Genomic DNA, 20,489 nt, shown 5'->3' with positions numbered 1-20,489 from the left:
TCCTTCCCACTCGCTTTGCGAACGGGCCCCTTCCTTCTCCCCCGATGGGAGAAGGAGTCAGGGACGATACCTTCTCTCGGTATGCCCGCGCAGCCCGGCGGGATCGAACCACACCGGCTTGAACTTGTGCGCGACGAACAGCCGCGCCTGATCGGTATAATGTTTCGATCCCGGCCGCGTGCTCGCCGATCCGAAGGGCTGGATCGACCGCGACGAGACCTTGCCCGGCTTGTCCCAGCTCACGAACATGATGAAGCTGTCGCCATGCCGGATCGCGAGGCGGCCGTCGGGCAGTTCGTCGTAACTGGTCGCGGCGCGCAGCGAGTCCGGGCCGCCGTCCAGCGGCAGATCGACATTGCCCTGCCGCAGCCGGATGAACTCGCCCAGCGGCAGATCGAGCCGCCCGAAATGCTTCTCCAGATAGCCCGCCGCCTCGGCCAGTACCACGCGCGGATCGGGCTTTGGCTTACGCTCGTAATGCCAGCGATTGGGCACGCGCAGGATCGAGTAAGCGAGTGAATCCGCCGGCCCCTTGCCGTCGAAATTCCAGTCCCATTCCGCCAGCAGATCGCGCGCGCGGGTCAGCAGCTTGTCGCCCTTGGGATCGACCTTGAGGATCTCGTCATACCAGCGCCCGAGATAGCCGGTGCGGCTCACCCCGCTGTCGAACTTGATCCGCACCAGATCGTCGTCGCTGATCGATCCGTCCGCCGACAGCAGCTCCAGCGCGCGCGTCCCGCGATTGGTGGTGTCGGTCTCCACGCCCAATAGAGGCGGCTGGACCGGGATCTCAGACCCCTCGCCCGCCGCCTGATAGGGCGAGTTGTTGGCATTCTGGAGGAAGCCCGACCCCGGATTCACGTTCCGCGGCACCATGTTCCACGGCACCGTTCCCGGCGCATAGGCCGCGGACGTATCCCCCGGCAGCACCTTCGAATAATCATAGCCCGGCTTCCGGTTGGGAAAGCTGGCGTTGTAGAAATAGGCGATGTTCCCGGCCTTGTCGGCATAGAGGAAGTTGGTGCCCGGCACCCCCTGGATCGCCATCGCCGCCTGCCACTGATCGAAATCCTGCGCGCGGTTGATACGGTAATATTGCTCGACCATGCGCAGCTGGTCCGCGCCGCCATAGCGCAGCGCAAAGGCGCCGCCCTTGTTGCGCATCACCGGCCCCTGCACCGCCCGCTCGACGCTGCGCGGCACCGGCAGCACAAATGGTCCCCACAATTTCACCGGCAACCAGACGGTATGTTTCTCCAGCGGCCGCCACTGGCCGTCATAGCGATACTGGTCGCCGGTTTCGTTCAGCACGAGCTTGTAGACATCGACCATGTCCGGCCGGTTGACGGTGTTGGTCCACCCCAGATGCTCGTTATGGCCGAGCAGCGGATAGGGCGCACCGGGGAAGGTCGCGCCCGCGAAGTTCCAGCCGCTCTTGGAATGCACCACCAGCTCATACCAGGCCGCCGCCCCGCGCCAGGGCTGGTGCGAGTTGGACACGAGCCGCGTCGCGCCATCGGCCGAGCGCTTCGGCGCGACCAGAAACGCGTTCGATCCCGCTTGCCCCGGTTCGGCCCCCAGCGGGGTGAAGTTCGGCGCGTCCAGTGCTCCCGCGCTTTCGACGGGCAACGGCTTGTCCCCGCCCAGCGCGCCCAGATAGGCGTCCAGCCCGAAGAAGAAGGGCGATCGCACCACGAATCCGGTCGCGACATCCTCGCCATTGACCGGGAACAGCTTGGCGAGGCGGACCTCCTGCGGATGCTTCTCGGCGTAGCGGTTCAGCCCCGCCGCATAGCCATCGAGCAATGCCCGCACATCCGCCGGCTGCTTCATATAATCGCGCGCCACCGTCGCCCGCGCGCCGAGCAGGTCGACGACATAGTCGGTCTTCGCGCCGTCAGCCCCGCTGATCGCGCCGAGCCGCCCGCGGGTCATCGCCAGCACTTCCTGCAGCGTCGAGAAATCATCCTCGGCATGGGCATAGGCGATGCCGTACGCCACATCGGGATCGGTCTTCCCGAAGATATGCGGCACCCCGAAATCGTCGCGGACGATCTCGACATCGTATCTATGATCCGGCGGCGGCGCCATGCGCTTCGCCAGCAGCGGCTCCCATGTCGCAAGGCCAAACGCGGCCACGAAGATCAGCGCGAGCAGCGACAGGCCGATGCGGCTGAGCCATTTCATTGGCCGTCCTCCGCCGGGTCACCTGCGGCTTGCTCGTTCCCGATGAAACCGAGCTTGGTCGCATTGTGCTGCCTGAGCACGGCCAATGTGCGATCGACGCACTCAAACTCACTCTTGGGGTCGGGCTGGAAATGAATCTCGGCCTGGTTGCGGCCCCATTCCGCAGCCAGCCGGTCATATTCCGCAAAGCTCACGATCCCGCCATTGACCGTAATCTCGCACTTCGCAGACACGAACAGCCTGATCGTGGCGTAGAAGCGCATCCTGAAGCCCGGCGTAAATCCGGCATCGAAATACTGGCTGAACCCAGCCTTTTGCAGCACGAAAATCAGGCCCCCGATACAGCGGTAGGAGGCGTTCTCGTCTCCACTGAGTTCGGCACCTCGCCCGGTCAGCGCCCAGTCCACGGCCCGCTTCTCGAGATCGGCCCAGTCGATGGGGGCACCATCCACCATTGCGGCGCAATCCTTGTCCGATCGCTTGAGCACGATCTGCACCGGCTCGGCGGGCGCAGCCTGCACCGACATCAACAAGGCTCCGAACAGCGACATGCCTCTCCCCTTTCGCCCGAGGCTAGCAGCCGCCCGGCCAACGCCCAAACCGAAAAGGGCCGGAGCTTTCGCCCCGGCCCTCCCGCGTACGGCAACCGATATAGGGGATCAGTAACCGATCTTGAGCGTCACGAAGAACTGCTGCGGCGCGCCGACCATCAGCGTCTGGTTGTCGCCCGAATTGCCGAAGCCATTCGTGCCGATCGTCGAGACGTACTTCTTGTCGAGCAGGTTGGTCGCATTCGCCTGGATCGCCACCGTGCGGCCGCCCAGATCGAATTCATAACCCAGCGTCGCATCGAAGATCACCCGGCCGTCGACCGACTGGTCGTTGGTGTAGGTGAAGTAGCGCTTGCTCATGTAGTTTGCGCCAAGACGCGCGGTGAAGCCCTGGTTCGCGTAGCTCACTTCGCCCTTGAGCAGGTGACGCGGGGTATCGACGACGGTCTTGTCCTTGGTGGGGATCACCACCGCGGTCGGCACGCCGCCCACGATCACCGTGTTGACCACGTTATCGCGATAGGTCGATTCATTGTAGCTGTACGAGGCGAACAGCCCGAAGCCGGCCGGCAGGCGCAGCGAGCCGGTCGCTTCGAAGCCGAGCGAGCGGACGTCGCCGACATTCTGCAGGATCGGCGGGTTGCCGACGATGCCTGCGCCGGTGGTCACCGCCAGGATGCGGTTGCGGAAGTTGACATAATAGCCCGCCGCCGAGCCGGTGAACGGGCCGGCGCGGAAGCGGCCGCCCAGTTCGAACGTGTCCGACGATTCCGGCTTCAGCTCGGTCGCACCGCCCAGCAGGGCGTTGAAGCCCGCCTGCGTCGTGGCGAACGGACCGGTGGTGGCCGATGCGGTGAAGGCGCGGGTCACCTGGGTGAAGCCGCCGAACAGCTCGGCGTTCGGGGTGATCTGATAGGCGATGCCGGCATGCGGCTGGAACCAGTCGGTCGCCTTGATCTTGCCCGAGGCGAGGCTGGCCGCGACCACCGGATTGGCCTTGTTGCGGACCTCGAAGCCCTTCGAGCCGAGGTTAAGCGTCAGATCGCCGAACGTCAGCTTGTCCTGCACATAATATTGGAAGGTGTCGGTGGTGTATTCGAACTCCCACTGGGTCGCGAACGGATTGCTCTGGAAGTGCAGGCTGTCGCGGCCGGGGTTGGAGCGGCTGAACAGGCCGTAGAAGCGGCGGGCCTGACGGAATTCGTTCCGCTCGTACCAGGCGCCGACGGTCACGTCGTTGAAGCCGAACGTCGTGCCGACCGAAGCGAACACGCCCTTGCGGTCCATGTCATATTCGGTGGTGCGGATCGAGATCGGCGATGCGCTGACGCCCGGGGTCGGGACATAGGGGGTGAACCACAGGCCCTGGCCGTGATTGTCGTGATAATAGCCCTTCACCGCGAAGCGGATATCGCTGCCCGCTGCGCTTTCCACGCCGAACGAAGCCAGCCAGTCCTGACGCAGGCCGGCGGCGTCGAAATAGGCATCGTCGATGGTCGCGATCGGCGAGGGATAGACGGTGCCCGCCGCCGGGTTGCTCACCGGCGCGCCGGTATCGCCGCGATTGTTGCCGATATCGGCAATGCGCACGGCCAGCGCATAATCGTTCGAGATATTGTCCCAGTCATAGCCGAGGCGGGCGATCATCCCGAGCGACATGTCCTGATAGTCGTTCTCGCGGCGGTCCGAATAGGCCAGCGTGCCGACGATGCGGACATCGCCGACCGGGGCGACGAACTTGCCATTGACCTGCTGGGTGCGCTGCGAACCGGTGCCCTTCCACTTGTCCATGTCCGAATAGACATAGGAGACATAGGCCGAGACGCCGCCGCCCAGATCGCCGGTGTCCAACCGCGCAAAGCCGCGCACGGTGCTCTCGCTGCCATAGGTGCCTTCGGCGCGGATGCCGAACTCGGCCTTGGGCTCGCTCGAGAAGAATTCCAGCGTGCCGCCCAGATTGTTGGTCGCCTGGGTGCCGATCGAGCCGGCGCCCTGCGAGACGCGGACCTCGCCGATATTCTCGCTGGTGATCGCGCGGCTGATGTGCAGGCCGTTGACGTTGCCATAGGTCGCATCGCCCAGCGGAATGCCGTCGAGCGTGAAGCCGAGCTGGTTCTGGTTGAAGCCGCGGATCGAGACGCGCTGCGCCCATTCGTAATTGCCGAACGGATCGGCCGACTGGAAGTTGACGCTCGGCAGCTTCTCGATCGCCTTGAGCGGGCTGGTGCCCGCGGCCAGCACGCCGATATCCTCGCTGCCCAGCTGCTGCACCTGGCGGGTTTCGCCACGGCCGATGACGACGATCTCGTTACCTTCATCGGCCGGAGCGGCGACCGGCGCGGCATCCTGCGCGGCGGCGGTGCCGGCGATGAACATCGAAGTGCCGGCCAGAAGCCAGGCTGCAACCTTACGCATGAGCGTGTTTCCCTGAAAGCGCGCGAACACTGTTGTCCGCGTCAGGGCCGCCGCTAGGCGTTGTGCGTTGCAGCATGGCGATGCAGCCATGTCGGTTTGGAGACGGTCGCGTGACTCGTTACGGACAAGGGCCGGGCCGTAGCGGAATGCGGAACTTGGGGACCGGCGCGGTCACGCCTACATGTGCGAAATAAGCTGGGGAGGCGCCCTTGTGTTGCAATATTGCAACACTATCTCGCGATGCAGGACTGAACAGGGACACACATGAACCTCGAGAAATTCACCGACCGCGCCAAGGGCTTCCTGCAATCGGCGCAGACCGTCGCCATCCGCATGAGCCATCAGCGGATCTCGCCCGAGCATCTGCTGAAGGCGCTGCTGGAAGACGAGCAGGGCATGGCATCGGGCCTGATCGCGGCCGCGGGCGGCGATGCGAAGAAGGCGCTGGCCGAAACCGATGCGCTGCTGGCCAAGGTGCCGGCGGTGTCGGGCGGCGGCGCGCAGCAGACGCCGGGCCTCGACAATGATCTGGTCCGCGTGTTGGATCAGGCCGAGCAGGTCGCGCAGAAGGCTGGCGACAGCTTCGTGCCCGTCCAGCGGCTCCTCCTTGCCATTGCCTTGTCGAGCACCGCCGCGGGCAAGGCGCTCGCCGCCGCAGGCGTGAAGCCGCAGGCGCTCAACGCCGCGATCGACAAGGTCACCGGCGGCCGCGCCGCCGACACGGCCGGTGCCGAGGATCGCTACGACGCGCTCAAGAAGTTCGCACGCGACCTGACCGCGGACGCCCGCGCGGGCAAGCTCGACCCGGTGATCGGCCGCGACGAGGAGATCCGCCGCACCATCCAGATCCTGGCCCGCCGCACCAAGAACAATCCCGTGCTGATCGGCGAACCCGGCGTCGGCAAGACCGCCATCGCCGAGGGGCTCGCGCTGCGCATCGTCAATGGCGACGTGCCCGACGGGATCAAGGACCGCACGCTCATGTCGCTCGACATGGGCAGTCTGATCGCGGGTGCGAAATATCGCGGCGAGTTCGAGGAGCGCCTGAAGGGCGTACTCGACGAAGTGAAGGCCGCCGAGGGCGACATCATCCTCTTCATCGACGAGATGCACACGCTGATCGGCGCGGGAAAGACCGAAGGAGCGATGGACGCGGGCAACCTGCTCAAGCCGGCGCTGGCGCGCGGCGAACTGCATTGCATCGGCGCGACCACGCTCGACGAGTATCGCAAGTATGTCGAGAAGGACGCCGCACTCCAGCGCCGCTTCCAGCCGGTGTTCGTCGGCGAACCCACGGTCGAGGATACGATCTCGATCCTGCGCGGCATCAAGGACAAGTATGAGCTGCACCATGGCGTGCGGATCGCGGACGGCGCGATCGTGGCGGCGGCGACCCTGTCGAACCGCTACATCACCGATCGCTTCCTGCCCGACAAGGCGATCGACCTGATGGACGAGGCCGCCAGCCGCATCCGCATGGAAGTCGAGTCCAAGCCTGAGGAGATCGAAAATCTCGATCGCCGCATCATCCAGCTCAAGATCGAGCGGGAATCGCTGAAGAAGGAAAGCGATGCCGCGTCGAAGGACCGGCTCTCGACCCTCGAGGGCGAGTTGGCGAACCTGGAGCAGCAATCGAGCGAGCTGACGACGCGTTGGCAGGCCGAGAAGGACAAGATCAACGCCGAGAGCAAGCTGAAGGAGCAGCTCGACGCCGCGCGCATCGAGCTGGAGCAGGCGCAGCGTCAGGGCGATCTCGCCAAGATGGCCGAGCTCAACTACGGCACGATCCCTGCCCTCACCAAGCAACTGGAAGAGGCGCAGGTCTCAGCCAAGGGCGCGATGCTGCGCGAGGAAGTGACCGCCGACGATATCGCCGCGGTCGTCGCCCGCTGGACCGGCATCCCGATGGAACGGATGCTGGAAGGCGAGCGCGAGAAGCTGCTCAACATGGAGGAAGTGCTCGGCAAGCGCGTCATCGGCCAGTCCGACGCGGTGAAGGCCGTGTCGACTGCCGTGCGCCGAAGCCGTGCGGGCCTTCAGGACCCGAACCGGCCGCTGGGCAGCTTCCTGTTCCTGGGGCCGACCGGCGTCGGCAAGACCGAGCTGACCAAGGCGCTGGCCGAATTCCTGTTCGACGATCCCAACGCGATGGTCCGCATCGACATGAGCGAGTTCATGGAGAAGCATTCGGTCGCCCGGCTGATCGGCGCGCCTCCGGGCTATGTCGGTTACGAGGAAGGCGGCGTGCTGACCGAAGCGGTGCGGCGGCGGCCCTATCAGGTCGTGCTGTTCGACGAAGTCGAGAAGGCGCATGGCGACGTGTTCAACGTGCTGCTGCAGGTGCTCGACGACGGACGGCTGACCGATGGTCAGGGCCGCACGGTCGATTTCTCGAATACGATCGTGATCCTCACCTCGAACCTCGGCTCGCAGTTCCTCACCAATCTGGGCGAGGGCCATTCGGTCGATGAGGTCGAGCCGCAGGTGATGGAAATCGTCCGCGCCCATTTTCGCCCGGAATTCCTCAACCGGCTGGACGAGATCATCCTGTTCCACCGGCTGGCGGCGGATCACATGGCACCGATCGTGGACATCCAGATCGCCCGTCTCGGCAAGCTGCTGGCGGACCGCAAGATCCGCATCGAGCTGACCGACGGCGCCCGCGCCTGGCTGGGCCGGGTCGGTTACGATCCGGTCTATGGCGCACGTCCGCTGAAGCGGGCGGTGCAGCGCCATCTGCAGGACAAGCTGGCCGACAGGATCCTGCGCGGCGAGGTTAAGGACGGATCGACGGTGAAGGTCGACGAAGGTGATGGCGAGCTGAAGCTGACCGTCGTCTGAGGGTCGGCTTCGGCCCACGCACTTGCGTGGCTTGCCGAAATCTAGGAGAGGTGCGGCGTGCGCTGCACCTCTCCCGCCTCGAATAGCTGCGACCTCGTACCATGTACCTGACCGAACCGCTGCTGCGCTTGCCGATCCGCTTCGACGCCGATGCGCTCAAGGCCGAGATGGACGCGCTGCCGCCCCGTGCCTGGGTCGCCCATCCCAACCGCCTGCCCGGCAACGAAGCGGTGCGGCTGGTCACGCCCGACGGCGCGGCGTCGGAAGGGACCGAGGGCAATATGGCGCCCACCGAGTTCCTGCGCGCCAGCCCCTATATGATGCAGGTGATGGCCGAGATCGGCGCGGTGTGGGGCCGCGGACGGCTGATGCGGCTGGCGCCGGGCGCAACCGTGCCGCCGCACATCGACACCAATTTCTACTGGCGCAAGCATCTGCGCATCCATGTGCCCATCGTCACCTCCCCACAGGTCGCCTTCACCTGCAACGGGCGCACGGTGAACATGGCCGCGGGCGAATGCTGGGCGTTCGACACCTTCTCGGTCCATCAGGTCCGCAACGACTGGGACCAGCAGCGCACCCATCTGGTGATCGACACGGTCGGCAGCGACGGGCTGTGGGACCTGATCGCCCGCGCGCGCCGCGGCGAGAACGAGGCGCCACGACTGGCCGCGCCCGACAAGGCCAAGATGGCGGCGCCGCGGCTCGCTTTCGAACAAGCCGATCCGGTCGCGATGATGTCGCCCTGGGAACTGCGCCACCATGTCGGCTTCATCGAAACCCTGGCACAGCCCGATCCCGAACTTCCCGCGCTGCTGGCGCTGCTCGACCGGTTCGTCTGGGGATGGACCGGCGCCTGGTCGGCTTATGGGCCGCAGGCATCGGGCAGCGGCGAGTATAACCGCCTGCTTTCCCATCTCGAAGGCGAACTCCGCAGATTCCCGCTCGACCGGATGCGGCTGCGCAACACCCAGGCGCTGGGCCGTCATCTCGCCGAGCTGATCTTCAACATCCGCGAGAAGCTCGACCGGCTGGGTCAGGGCCAGCCCGCCGCGCCTGCCCGCATCCAGCCCAAGCGCATCCAGGATCATTTCAAGCGCCCGCTGTTCATCGTCAGCTCGCCACGGTCCGGATCGACCCTGCTGTTCCTCACGCTGGCGAAGGCGGCCGGCGTGCACACGGTCGGCGGCGAGAGCCATGGGCTGATCGAGATGATCCCGGGCCTGCATCCGCGCGATCGCAGCTGGTCGTCGAACCGGCTGACGGCCGAGGATGCCACGCCCGAACTGTCCGAGGAACTGGCCTCGCGCTTCTATTCGGGCCTGCACGATCGTGACGGCAAGCCGCCCGCGGGCGCAGTGACGATGATCGAGAAGACGCCGAAGAACAGCCTGCGCGTGCCGTTCATGCATGCGATCTTCCCCGATGCGCGCTTCCTCTATCTGTACCGCGATCCGCGCCAGACACTGTCGAGCATGCTGGAGGCCTGGGGGACCGGCAAGTTCCTGACCTATCCCAATCTGCCGCAATGGCCGGGGCCGGTCTGGTCGCTGCTGCTGGTGCCGGGATGGAAGGAGTTGCGCGGCAAGCCGCTGGCGGAGATCGTCGCGCGGCAATGGGCCGAAACGACTTCGATCCTGCTCGACGATCTCGAGGCGCTGCCGCGCGAACAGGTCTGCGCGGTCGCTTACGACACGCTGCTGGCCGCGCCGCAGGAAACCATCGAGTCGCTGTGCCGCCAGCTCGACCTCGACTGGGATCTCGAACTCGGCGCGACGCTGCCGATCTCGCCGACCACCGTCTCCGCGCCGCATCCCGACAAATGGCGCCGTCACGAAGCCGAGATCGAGCGCGTCTGGCCGATCATCGAGCCCGTGGAGGCCCGCGCCCGTGCGGCGCTGGCGCGCTTCAGCGTGTAGGCTGCGCCGCTAGCGCGGCGTTTCTGCACCAGCCCGCTCCCCCACCCGACCTCCCACAGGATATGCTGGATGGGAGGTCGGGTGGGGGGAGCGGGCTGGTGCCGCCAATCAACAGAGCTACCCGATCCGGCGTACCTTGATCGCCGGGCCGCCATCGACGTTCATCTTGTAGCTGCCCAGCGCCGCGCGCCGGATCACCACCGTCGATCCCGGCTTCGGGCTGCGTCCGAGCATCACTGCATCGGTCTGCTGCCAGACCGCACCGCCTTCCAGCGTGATCGTCCAGCCATCGCTGCCGCGGCGGGCCGAGACGACCTTGCCGGTGAGTTCCGCAAGTTCGTCCCCGCCTTCCTTGTCGCCGCCGAACAGCGAGATGCCGGGCAAGCGGAAGCCGAACAGGCCGCGCCGGGTCTTGCGGACCTCCTCGCGATCGACCACCGCCAGATCGCCACGCTGCCGTGCAACATCGAAGCGCGCCGAAGCGGCATCGAAACAAGCCAGACGGGCGGCATTGTCGGTAATGCCGCGGCATTCCAGCAACGCCCGCAGTTCGGCCGGCTCGGATCCTGCCGACGGCGCGGTCTGTGCCAAAGCGGGCGTACAGCCGACTGCGCCAACCATCGCAACGAACAGGATTTTTACGGAAACATTCTGGAAACATTGCATGGCATCACCATCATTCTCAGGCAGTAGAACAATAACTTAAGTCATTGCCTTCACGGTCGCAAACCTTCGGACGGTGTGGCTATTTTGTTACAAGTTTCAACGCAATGCTGCATTCGCTCAGTGGCGATTGAAAACCGTGTCAGCCGTCTGATAGGCTTCGAAAATTGCACCGTTTCAGGTGTAATTTCGATTGAAATATAGGGGATCGAAAACATGACAACTTTTAACATGAGGAAGCAGCTGCTCGCCTCGTCGGCCATTGTCGGCCTGGCGTTGCTCAGCACGCCCGCTTTCGCGCAGGATGCAGCACCGCAAGAGGATCAGGGCGAAGAAATCCTCGTCACCGGTTCGCGCATCCCGCAGCCGAACCTGGAATCGACCAGCCCGGTCACGGTGATCGGCGCAGCCGAAGTCAAGCAGTCGGGCACGACGCGCGTCGAGGATCTCGTCAACGCGCTGCCGCAGGTGTTCGCCGGACAGGGCGGAAGCATCTCGAACGGCTCGACCGGCACCGCGACCATCGATCTCCGCAATCTGGGCGCCGCGCGCACCCTGGTGCTGATCAACGGCCGCCGTCTCGTCCCGGGCGATCCGCGCTCGCCGCTGTCTGACGTCAACATCATCCCCGCCGCGCTGATCAAGCGCGTCGACGTGCTGACCGGCGGCGCTTCGTCGGTGTACGGCGCCGACGCCGTGACCGGCGTCGTCAACTTCGTGATGGACACCGACTTCGAAGGTGTGAAGATCGACTCGCAGTACAGCTTCTACAACCACAACAACCGCGCTGGCGGCGACATCACCCGGGCGCTCGACGCGCGCGGCTTCCCCTATCCTGACGGCAGCGTCACCGACGGCGGCACCTTCGACATCACTGCGGTGATCGGCGCTGGCACCGACGACGGCCGTGGCCATGTCACCGCCTATGCCGGCTATCGCAAGATCAACCCGGTCACCCAGGACAAGCGCGACTATTCGGCCTGCTCGCTCTCGGCGAACACCGCTGCAAACACCTCGCTTCTCGGTCGCCAGTACAATTGCGGCGGTTCGGGCACGTCGGCTCCGGGTTCGTTCTACGCGTTCGGCACCTATTATTTCGTCCAGGGCAACCAGTTCGTCCCCGGCCAGGTGCTCTACAACTTCGCGCCGACCAACTACTTCCAGCGCCCTGACGAGCGCTACACGGCCGGCCTGTTCGCGCACTACGAGGTCAACGACTCGTTCAAGCCGTATCTCGAGTTCATGTTCATGGATGACCGCACGGTCGCGCAGATCGCGCCGTCGGGCAACTTCTTCAACACGAACAGCCTGAACTGCGACAACCCGCTGATGTCGGCGCAGCAGATCGCAACCCTCTGCGTTCCCGGCAACACCTTTGTCGGCCCGGCCGGCGAAACCCGCGCGAACGTCTATATCGGCCGTCGTAACGTTGAAGGCGGTGGCCGTCAGGACGACCTGCAGCACACCACCTATCGCGGCCTGTTCGGCGCGCGTGGCGATATCGCTTCGGGCATCACCTACGATGCGTCGTATCAGTATAGCCGCGTGAACTTCGCGCAGACCTATCGCAACGACTTCGCGGTCTCGCGTATCGCCAAGTCGCTCGACGTCGTGTCGGGCCCGGGTGGCGTGCCCACCTGCCGCTCGGTCATCGACGGCACCGATCCGGCCTGCGTTCCGTGGAACATCTTCACCACGGGCGGCGTGAGCCAGGCATCGCTGAACTATCTGCAGCTGCCGCTCTTCTCGCGCGGTCAGACCAGCGAGCAGATCGTCAACGCCTCGATCACGGTTCTGGGCGGCAACTATGGCGCCACCCTGCCTTGGGCAACCGAAGGCTTCGCAGTGAACTTCGGCGCGGAATATCGTCGCGTCGGCATCAACTTCGAGGTCGACTCGAACTTCCTGTCGGGCGAAGGCGCCGGTCAGGGCGGCCCGACCACTCCGGTGGCCGGCACGTTCGAAGTGAAGGAAGGCTTCATCGAAGGCTCGCTGCCGCTGGTTCAGGGCAAGTCGTTCTTCGAGGACCTCCGTCTCGGCGCAGGCTATCGTCGTTCGAGCTACAAGGTTGCGGGTCTCGATCCGGCAACCGGCGTTCAGACGTCGAACCAGTTCGACACCGACACCTGGAAGGTTGAAGGTTCGTGGTCGCCGACGCGCGACGTGAAGTTCCGTGTCAGCTACAACCACTCGGTGCGCGCACCGAATGCGGTCGAGCTGTTCGGCGCACGTTCGTTCGGCCTCGACGGCTCGACCGATCCGTGCGCGGGTCCGGCTGTTGGCGGCACCGTCAATGGTTTCACCCAGGCGCAGTGCGCACTGACCGGCGTGACGCCGGCCCAGTTCGGCAACGTCTCGGCCAACCCGGCGGCGCAGTATAACGGCTTCCTGGGCGGCAACGCGCAGCTGACGCCGGAAATCGCCGACTCGCTGACCATCGGTGCGGTCTTCACGCCCACCTTCTTCAAGGGCTTCCAGGCCACGATCGACTTCTTCGACATCCGTCTGAAGAACCAGATCTCGACCTATGGCTCGGACAGCATCCTCAACCAGTGCCTGACCACCGGCAACTCGTTCTACTGCTCGCTGATCAAGCGTAACGCAGCAGGCAACCTGTGGCGCGGTACGCCGACGCTGGCCGGCGGCGGTTATGTGTTCGACGTCAACGTCAACGCGGGCGAGCTTTCGACCCGCGGTGTCGATATCGGCGCGAGCTACTCGACCGATCTGGGCGGCTCGGGCTCGCTGGCGTTCTCGATCGCCGGTACCTGGCTCGACTCGCTGCGCGTCAACTCGTTCGGTCCGCCGGACTTTGACTGCGTCGGCTTCTATGGCTCGCAGTGCGGCATTCCGACCCCGGAATGGCGTCACAAGGCTCGCCTGACCTACACGGCACCGTTCGGCGTGAGCGCGTCGCTCGCATGGCGTTACTTCTCGAAGACCCATGCCGACACGTCGAGCACCGACACGGATCTGGCCGGCGTCACCCGTCCGGGTAACGCGACGATCAGCGCCTATAACTACTTCGATCTGGCGCTCACCGCGTCGGTTGGAGACAATTACACGTTCCGCCTCGGCGCGAACAACATCCTCGACAAGGCTCCGCCGACCAACGGTCTCGGCCTTGGCGTGGTCATGAACGGCAACACGTTCGCCCAGGTGTATGACTCGCTTGGCCGCTATGTGTATGTCGGCGTGACGCTCGACTTCTGATCCCAGCGATCAGCAACGAAAGGGAACGGCGGGCCGAAAGGTCCGCCGTTTTCTTTTGCGGGGGACTTTGGCATGATTTCACCGATGGCCGATCCCGAACCCGCACCCCAATCCGACGATCTGGAATCAGCCGCAGACCGGCTTGCGTCGCAGGGTGATATCGCGGGCGCCCGCGCACTGCTCGAACAGGTCGTGCAGGCTTCTCCTGAACGGCTCGACACCTGGCTGAAGCTGGCGGCCGTGCGGCGGGCCGGCGGGGATTCCCCGGGCGCGCAGGCCGCGATTTCCAGCGCGCTCTCGGTCGATCCGCTCCATCTGGTCGCGCTGCTCAGCCGTGCCCGCCTGCTCGAATCCGATGGCCAGCGCCTCGAAGCAGCCAAGGCCTATACCCGTGCGCTGGCACAGCTTCCCGATGACGATAGCGAGCTGCAAAGCGGGTTGAAGCCGCTGGTCGCCCACGCCCGGCAGGTCAGCGGCGCATGGATGGCGCGTGCGAACGCGGTGTGGGACGCCGCGATCGATGCCGATCCCTCGCTCGACAATCGTCACCGCGCGCGGCTGAGCCGGTTCAAATCGAACGCGCTGCGCGAGACGCGCTACTATCATTCGGAACCGACCCATTATCATTATCCGGGCCTGCGCGAGCGCGAGTTCCACGAAGTCGAGGATTTCCCCTGGCTCGCATCGATCGCCGCGGCCGCCGGCGACATATTGGAAGAGCTGCACGCCCTGCTCGAGGACCGCTCGGCGCGCGCCGAGCCCTATATCCAGCAGCCGAACGACGTGCCGCTGCGGCAATGGACCGCGCTGAACCATTCGCTCGACTGGACCGCCTTCCATCTGCTGAGCGGCGGGCATCGCGTGGCGGAGAATGCCGATCGCTGCCCGCGCACCATGGCGGCGCTGGCACAGGTCACCCAGCCGCAAATCGCGGGCCGATCGCCCAATGCGATGTTCTCGCTGCTCAAGCCACATACCCATATCCCGCCGCACACCGGGATCGCGAATACGCGGCTGGTGTGCCACCTGCCGCTGATCGTGCCGCCCGATTGCTGGTTCCGCGTCGGCGCGACCAAGCGGCGCTGGGTGGTGGGCGAGCCGTTCGTGTTCGACGACACGATCGAGCATGAAGCCGCCAACGAGAGCGACCTGCCCCGGATCGTGCTGATCTTCGACAGCTGGCATCCCGATCTCGACGCAGGCGAGCGCGCCGCGGTGCGCCGGGTGATGGAAGCCGATGAAGCGGAGCATGGGGCGCCGCTATGACGGCAGGGACGGCGGCCGGCCTCGATGCGATGCTGGCGGCGCTGAAGGCTCCCTCCCCCCGCGCCGATCTGGCCGCGGCCACCGGTTTGCGCGCACTGCAGGAACGCCGAGAGGCAGATGCGATTCCGCTGCTCGCCGGGATCGCGGCACAGCGCGGCAATGACGCGCAGCTGTGGCACATCCTCGGACTGCTTCACCGCGCGACCGGCGATATGGCCCCGGCGATCGCCGCGCTGGACCGCGCGCTTGCGATCACACCGAACGAGCCGCGCCTGATCCATGCCCGTGCCCGTACGGCGCTGGAGGGCGGTCAGGGCGGGATCGAATGGTTCGCCCGCGCCCGCGCCGCCGATCCCAATAATGGCGACGTCATTCTGGGTGAGGCATCCGCGTTGCTCGACAGCGGCGATGTGATGCGCGCCGACGCAACGCTCGCCGCGATGCTGGCGCAGCATCCGGGCTGGATTCCGGGTCATGCGGCCATCGCCCGCCTGCGGTTCGCCGATGGTGAGCGCCAGCGTTTCACCGCCACGATCGATACAGCGCTGGAGGGTGCGCCCGGCGACCTTCGCCTGCACCATCTCAAGATCGTCGTCCTGCTCCGCGCGAGCCTGTTCGACGAAGCGGCACATGCTCTCGCGCAGGCGCAGCGCGTGCTGGGCGACGTGCCGGCCCTGCGTGCGCTGACGGCGATGCTCGCGACCGAACGGGGCCAGCTCGACGCAGCCGATGCCGCCTTCGCGACGCTCGATCCATGGTCCGACGGCGATCTGGCAGTGCATTTGCTGCGCCACCTGTTGCGCCGGGGACGCGCGGCGGAAGTGGCGGCCCTTGCCGATCGCCTGCCCGACGCGATCCGGCCGCTGGCATGGCCCTATCTCTCGCTCGCATGGCGATTGATGGACGATCCCCGCGCGGCATGGCTGGACGATCCGCGGCTGATCCATGTGGTCGATCTGGGCGAGGATCTGCCCCTGCTCGAACCGCTGGCAGCACGGCTGCGCGCGCTGCACCATGCCCGGCACCAGCCCGCCGACCAGTCGGTGCGCGGCGGCACCCAGACCGACGGGCCGTTGCTGTCGCGGATCGATCCCGAACTGGCCACGATCCGCGCCGCGCTGAAGGGGGCCGTGGCCGACTATATCGCGAAACTGCCGCCGCCCGATCCGCGCCATCCGCTGCTCGGCCGCATCCCGCGGCACCCGCGCTTTATCGGCTCCTGGTCGGTGCGGCTGCAAGGACAGGGATTCCACGATCCGCATGTCCATACCGAGGGCTGGCTCAGCTCGGCTTTCTATGTCGACCTGCCCGATTCGATGCGCGGCGCGAGCGAAGGCGACGGGTCAGGATGGCTGACGCTGGGCGCTCCGCAGGCCTCGCTCGGCACCGGTCTGGAGGCTATGAAGCTGGTCGAGCCGAAGCCGGGCAGGCTGGTCCTTTTCCCCTCGACCCTGTGGCACGGCACCCTCCCCTTTTCCGAGGGTGAGCGGCTCACGATCGCGTTTGACATCGGTTAGCCGGCAAGGCAGTCTTACTGTCATAAGACCGTAAGGCCGCCCCCTTCACCTTTGGGAAAATGCACCATGATCACCACGATCATCAGTCTCGCGCTTACTTCCATGTCGACCCCCGCCATCGCGCAGGACGGCAAGCCCGCCAAGGACGCCCGCGATCCCAACCGCATGATCTGCCGGACCGAGGACGTGATCGGCAGCCGTCTCGGTTCGCGCCGCGTGTGCCTTACCGCGTCGCAGTGGGAAGATCTGCGCCGCGACACGCGCCAGACCACCGAGCGCGTCCAGACCTTCCAGTCCAAGAACTGAGCTGCGGGCGGGCCTGACCCGCTCCGTCAGCCTCATTCGTCGTCGATCTGATACCCCATCCGCTCGATCCAGGGCGCGAGGATGGGCAGCACCGGCGCCATATGCTCCCTGTACCGCAGCCAGCGCCCCCGCGCGCGGGTGTAGATCGGCTGCGCGACCTGCGCATAGCTGGGCGAGCCGATATAGGATCGCGCCACGGCATTGGCCTCGTGATCGAGCAGCTGCGGATGCCATTCCAGCCCCGCGAAGTCGGCAAGCCCGCGCAACTCGGTCTCGGGATCGGCGATCAGCCGCTCGTAGCGGACCTGCTGCACATCGATCGGCAGCACTTCGCAGCACCGCGTCCAGAAGGACAGGACATGGTCATATAGCTCGGCGGTGCTGACGAAATCGAAGAAGCTCGCCATCTTCGCATTCATCTGTGAGCTGGTGATGAAACAGCTCAGCACCACGTCGCACGGATGCCGCTCGGCAAAGACGAACTTCGCGTCGGGGAACAGCCGGTGGAGCAGCATCGTCGCGCCGAGCCCCAGCGGGTTCTTGTCGACGATCAGCCGACCATCGACATCGGCATGGCGCGCGACTTCGCGGAAATAGAGCGCACGCAGATCGGCGATATCGGCATCGCCCAGCCCGGGCAGCCGTTCCATCGGCCCCATCGCTTCTGCGACGCGATCGATCACCGGCTCTTCCTCCAGCACCACCGTGTCGGGATGCCCGCTCATCATCGTGTCGATCAGCGTGGTACCCGAACGCGGGAAGCCGAAGATGAACAAGGGCGAGCGCCGGGTGACGGGCGGCGCGGGCTGCGGCCAGCGGCCATACCATTCGGGCGTCAGCATCCGGTCGAGCCGGGCATAGCGATCGCGATACTCGTTGGCCTGTTCGTGCCAGGCCTCGGCATTGGCAGCGAGCAGCGCCTTGGCTTCGGAGAAGGCAGCAAACGCCGTATCGGTATCGCCGAGCCGGTCGGCCAGATCGCCGATCAGTTGCGCGCGCTCCGGCGCATCGACATCGGCCGGCGCCGACCGGGCGGCGGCGAGCGCCTCCTCATACCGCTTCTCGTTGCGCAGACCGCGCGCGCGGAACAGCGCGGTCGCGTCCGGCGCGATCCCGGCATGCTCCGCATCCATCACCAGCGTCATCAGCTCGGTGGTGCGGTTGAGCCGCTCGAGCAGCTTGCTCAGGCCGTGCCACGCACGCTCCAGATCGGGCCGCAACGCCAGCGCGGCGCGATAGCTGCGCTCGGCATCGTCCATCGCGCGCGCATCGAACTGAAGATCGGCGATCTCGCAGAGGATCGCCGGTCTGTCGCCCACCGACTGCCCGGCCGCGGCAAGCGCGGGCAATGCTTCGTCGCGATTGTCGGCGGCCAGCAGCGCACGGCCCAGTTCGAGCTGTGCGGCGGTGTCGCCCGGCGCCAGCGCAACTGCACGGCGTGCCGCGTCGACCGCGGCGGGGCCGTCCTTCAACAGCACATGGACACGGGCCAGGTCGGTCCAGTGGGTCGCGGCATTGGGCTGAAGCTGGGCTGCACGTTGCAACGCAGGCAGCGCGTCAGCGGCGCGTTCCAGTGCGAGACGGGCCACGCCAAGGCCATGCCAGGCCTCGAAATCGACCGGATCGGCGCCGGTCAGATCGGCGAACGCAGTCTCCGCCTGTGCCGGGTCCTGCCCGCGCAGCAGCGCCTGTGCGCAGATCCGCAGCATCTCGCGGCCCAGCGGGCTGCCGAGCGACGCCAGCGGCTGGGCGACTTGCATCGCATCCTCGAATGCACCGGTCGCGAGCAGCGCGCGGGCCAGTTCGGTGGCGACTGCAGGCTGGCCCGGTGCAAGCGCCAGCGCGCTGCGCAGATGGGCGATGCCGCGCGGCATGTCGCCATGGCGGCAGCTCAGCACGCCGACGAACATGGTCAGCCCCGGATCGGGCGCACCGGCCAGCAGCAGTGCCGCTTCGCCGACGCGGATCGCCTCTGCCAGATTGCCCGCCTTGGCCAGCGCGAGCACCTGCGCGCCCGGGTTGCTGTTGCTCATCGTGTCCCGCCCGCTCGCATCATGCCAACCGGAAAGCCGCCCGCTCAGCCGCCGTCAAGTAGATTGCTCAGATATGCCCGATAGTTGCGCCAGCGCCCCGAGGACTCGCGGTAGAGCGGCTGGCGCACCTGCCACACGCTCGCGGTCTGCACCGCACCCGCGCCGCGATGCGGCTCCAGCACGGCGTCTTCCCAATCGAGCCCGAGGAACGCCAGCAGCTTGCCGATCTCCGGACGCGGATCGGCGACCAGCGCGTCATAATCGAGTTCGTGAATGTCGCCCGGCCACAGCGATTTCCAGTGCGCCATCAGCCGCACCTGCTGATCGTGATAATGCGCGATCTCCGCCAGATCGGTCGCATAGGGGATCGCGGCGCCGGCATGGAGGTACCAGACCGACAGGATGTTGTCGATCCGGTTGCGCACGCTGTGCACGACCTTCGCCTTGGGAAACAGCGACTTGATCAGGCCGATATGCAGGAAATTGTCGGGCCGCTTGTCGGTCAGCAGCGTGCCGGGCGCGCGGCGCGGTTCGGCTTCGGCCAGATAGGCTACGGCCATCTGTGCGAGCAACGATGCCGAAGGCGCAGGCCCCGGATAGGCGATTGCCGCGCGGCCGATCAGCGCAGGCAAGGTATCGAGTTCGCCGCCCGCCGATATGCCACTGTGCCGCGCAAGGATTCGCTCTGCCAGCGTCGAGCCCGAACGGAACATGCCGCAGATGAAGACCGGCGCGGCATCTTCGTCCGTCGCAGGCCAGGGAAAGCTCTCCAACGCCCGCGCGACGAACGCTTCGACTGCTTCGGGGCGATAGCGCACGCCCTGCGCGGCGAGCATAATACGGCTCGCGCGATTGGCTTCGCGATAGGCCGCGAACGCCGCATCATAAGCACCCACCCGGTCGAGCGCCGCGCCCAGCGCGAACCCCAGATCGGCGCGATCCTCGTCATGCGCGCGCGGATCGGCGATCGCGGCACGCGCGCGGGCGAGCAGCGGATCGTCCGCACCCGGCTGAGACGCCCCGATCAGCCGCGCCAGCGCCAGCGCGTCCGCCGGATCGGCGGCACAGGCACGCGCATAGGCCGCGCATGCAGCGTCGCGATCGCCCAGATCCTCGTGCAGATTGCCGAGATTGAGCAAAGCCGGGACATAGTCGGGATCGAGCGCCAGCGCCTGTTCGAGTTCGGCTCGCGCATCGCCGCTGCGTCCGAGATCGTCCGAGAAGATCAGCGCGCGCTGAAGATGCACTTCCTCCGGCCCGGTGATGCCCAAGGTCAACGCGCGGGCGAAGGACGCCAGCGCATCGTCGAATTGCCGTGTGCGCCGCTCGGCGATGGCCCGGTTGAACCAGCTGTCTGGCAGATCGGGCCGGACATCGAGCAGGTCGCGATAGGCACGCGCGGCTTCGTCATAGCTGCCCGCGCGGAACAGGGAGGAGGCACGCCGCAGCAGTGCGTCCGCGTCCTGCATCCGCTCAGTCCGCGGCGGGCATGGGCCCTGCGAGCAGCAGCGGATCGATCCGCGCGTCGCGCCACTTCATGCCCCAGTGGAGGTGCGGGCCGGTGGCGCGCCCGGTGGC

General features: G+C 66.2%; 12 protein-coding genes and 1 pseudogene. 6 read left to right on the top strand and 7 right to left on the bottom strand.

Annotation, left to right across the window (positions count from 1 at the left end):
• Window positions 1-57: 57 nt before the first annotated feature.
• The 3 genes from P1X14_RS07570 to P1X14_RS07560 all read right to left on the bottom strand — a co-directional run bounded on the left by P1X14_RS07570 (window position 58) and on the right by P1X14_RS07560 (window position 5,153).
• The gene (locus tag P1X14_RS07570) at window positions 58-2,187 is read right to left on the bottom strand and encodes an acylase (protein WP_277314724.1); all 2,130 of its coding nucleotides are present in this window, start codon (window positions 2,185-2,187) and stop codon (window positions 58-60) included.
• Window positions 2,184-2,738, bottom strand: coding sequence for a hypothetical protein (locus tag P1X14_RS07565; protein ID WP_277314723.1), 555 nt, complete (start codon window positions 2,736-2,738; stop codon window positions 2,184-2,186). The genes P1X14_RS07570 and P1X14_RS07565 overlap by 4 nt, the downstream gene beginning before the upstream one ends.
• A 108-nt stretch (window positions 2,739-2,846) precedes the next feature.
• The gene (locus P1X14_RS07560) at window positions 2,847-5,153 is read right to left on the bottom strand and encodes a TonB-dependent receptor (protein ID WP_277314722.1); all 2,307 of its coding nucleotides are present in this window, start codon (window positions 5,151-5,153) and stop codon (window positions 2,847-2,849) included.
• 264 nt (window positions 5,154-5,417) lie between these two features.
• On the opposite strand from P1X14_RS07560, the gene clpB reads away from it, so the two are divergent.
• Both clpB and P1X14_RS07550 read left to right on the top strand, forming a co-directional pair.
• Entirely contained in the window at window positions 5,418-7,994 is a 2,577-nt protein-coding gene (gene clpB / locus P1X14_RS07555) for an ATP-dependent chaperone ClpB (protein WP_277314721.1), read from the top strand.
• 101 nt (window positions 7,995-8,095) lie between these two features.
• Entirely contained in the window at window positions 8,096-9,913 is a 1,818-nt protein-coding gene (locus tag P1X14_RS07550; RefSeq protein ID WP_277314720.1) for a sulfotransferase, read from the top strand.
• A 117-nt stretch (window positions 9,914-10,030) separates the two neighbouring features.
• Here P1X14_RS07550 and P1X14_RS07545 read toward each other — a convergent pair whose 3' ends face one another.
• Window positions 10,031-10,504, bottom strand: coding sequence for a hypothetical protein (locus P1X14_RS07545; protein ID WP_277314719.1), 474 nt, complete (start codon window positions 10,502-10,504; stop codon window positions 10,031-10,033).
• 303 nt (window positions 10,505-10,807) lie between these two features.
• Between P1X14_RS07545 and P1X14_RS07540 the strand changes: the two genes are divergently transcribed.
• From P1X14_RS07540 to P1X14_RS07525, 4 genes are all read left to right on the top strand, one after another.
• Window positions 10,808-13,789, top strand: coding sequence for a TonB-dependent receptor (locus tag P1X14_RS07540; RefSeq protein ID WP_277314718.1), 2,982 nt, complete (start codon window positions 10,808-10,810; stop codon window positions 13,787-13,789).
• Window positions 13,790-13,861: 72 nt separating this feature from the next.
• On the top strand, window positions 13,862-15,055 hold the full coding sequence (locus P1X14_RS07535) for an aspartyl/asparaginyl beta-hydroxylase domain-containing protein (RefSeq protein ID WP_277314717.1): 1,194 nt from the start codon (window positions 13,862-13,864) through the stop codon (window positions 15,053-15,055).
• On the top strand, window positions 15,052-16,572 hold the full coding sequence (locus tag P1X14_RS07530; protein WP_277314716.1) for a putative 2OG-Fe(II) oxygenase: 1,521 nt from the start codon (window positions 15,052-15,054) through the stop codon (window positions 16,570-16,572). Before P1X14_RS07535 ends, P1X14_RS07530 begins: the two co-directional genes overlap by 4 nt.
• A 66-nt stretch (window positions 16,573-16,638) precedes the next feature.
• Window positions 16,639-16,878: a hypothetical protein gene (locus tag P1X14_RS07525; protein WP_277314715.1), complete on the top strand. Its 240-nt coding sequence runs from the start codon at window positions 16,639-16,641 to the stop codon at window positions 16,876-16,878.
• Between the two features lie 32 nt (window positions 16,879-16,910).
• Here the strand turns inward: P1X14_RS07525 and P1X14_RS07520 are convergent, their stop codons facing one another.
• From P1X14_RS07520 to P1X14_RS07510, 3 genes and pseudogenes are all read right to left on the bottom strand, one after another.
• Window positions 16,911-18,911, bottom strand: coding sequence for a tetratricopeptide repeat-containing sulfotransferase family protein (locus P1X14_RS07520; RefSeq protein WP_277314714.1), 2,001 nt, complete (start codon window positions 18,909-18,911; stop codon window positions 16,911-16,913).
• 44 nt (window positions 18,912-18,955) lie between these two features.
• Entirely contained in the window at window positions 18,956-20,380 is a 1,425-nt protein-coding gene (locus tag P1X14_RS07515) for a tetratricopeptide repeat-containing sulfotransferase family protein (protein WP_277314713.1), read from the bottom strand.
• Window positions 20,381-20,384: 4 nt separating this feature from the next.
• Window positions 20,385-20,489, bottom strand: a pseudogene (locus tag P1X14_RS07510) (M23 family peptidase); the annotation flags it as partial.

It is taken from the genome of Sphingomonas sp. AOB5, assembly GCF_029433115.1.
In the GTDB taxonomy this organism is placed as follows: domain Bacteria; phylum Pseudomonadota; class Alphaproteobacteria; order Sphingomonadales; family Sphingomonadaceae; genus Sphingomonas.
Note: the sequence above shows the minus strand (reverse complement) of the source record. Positions and strands in the feature narration are given on the sequence as shown.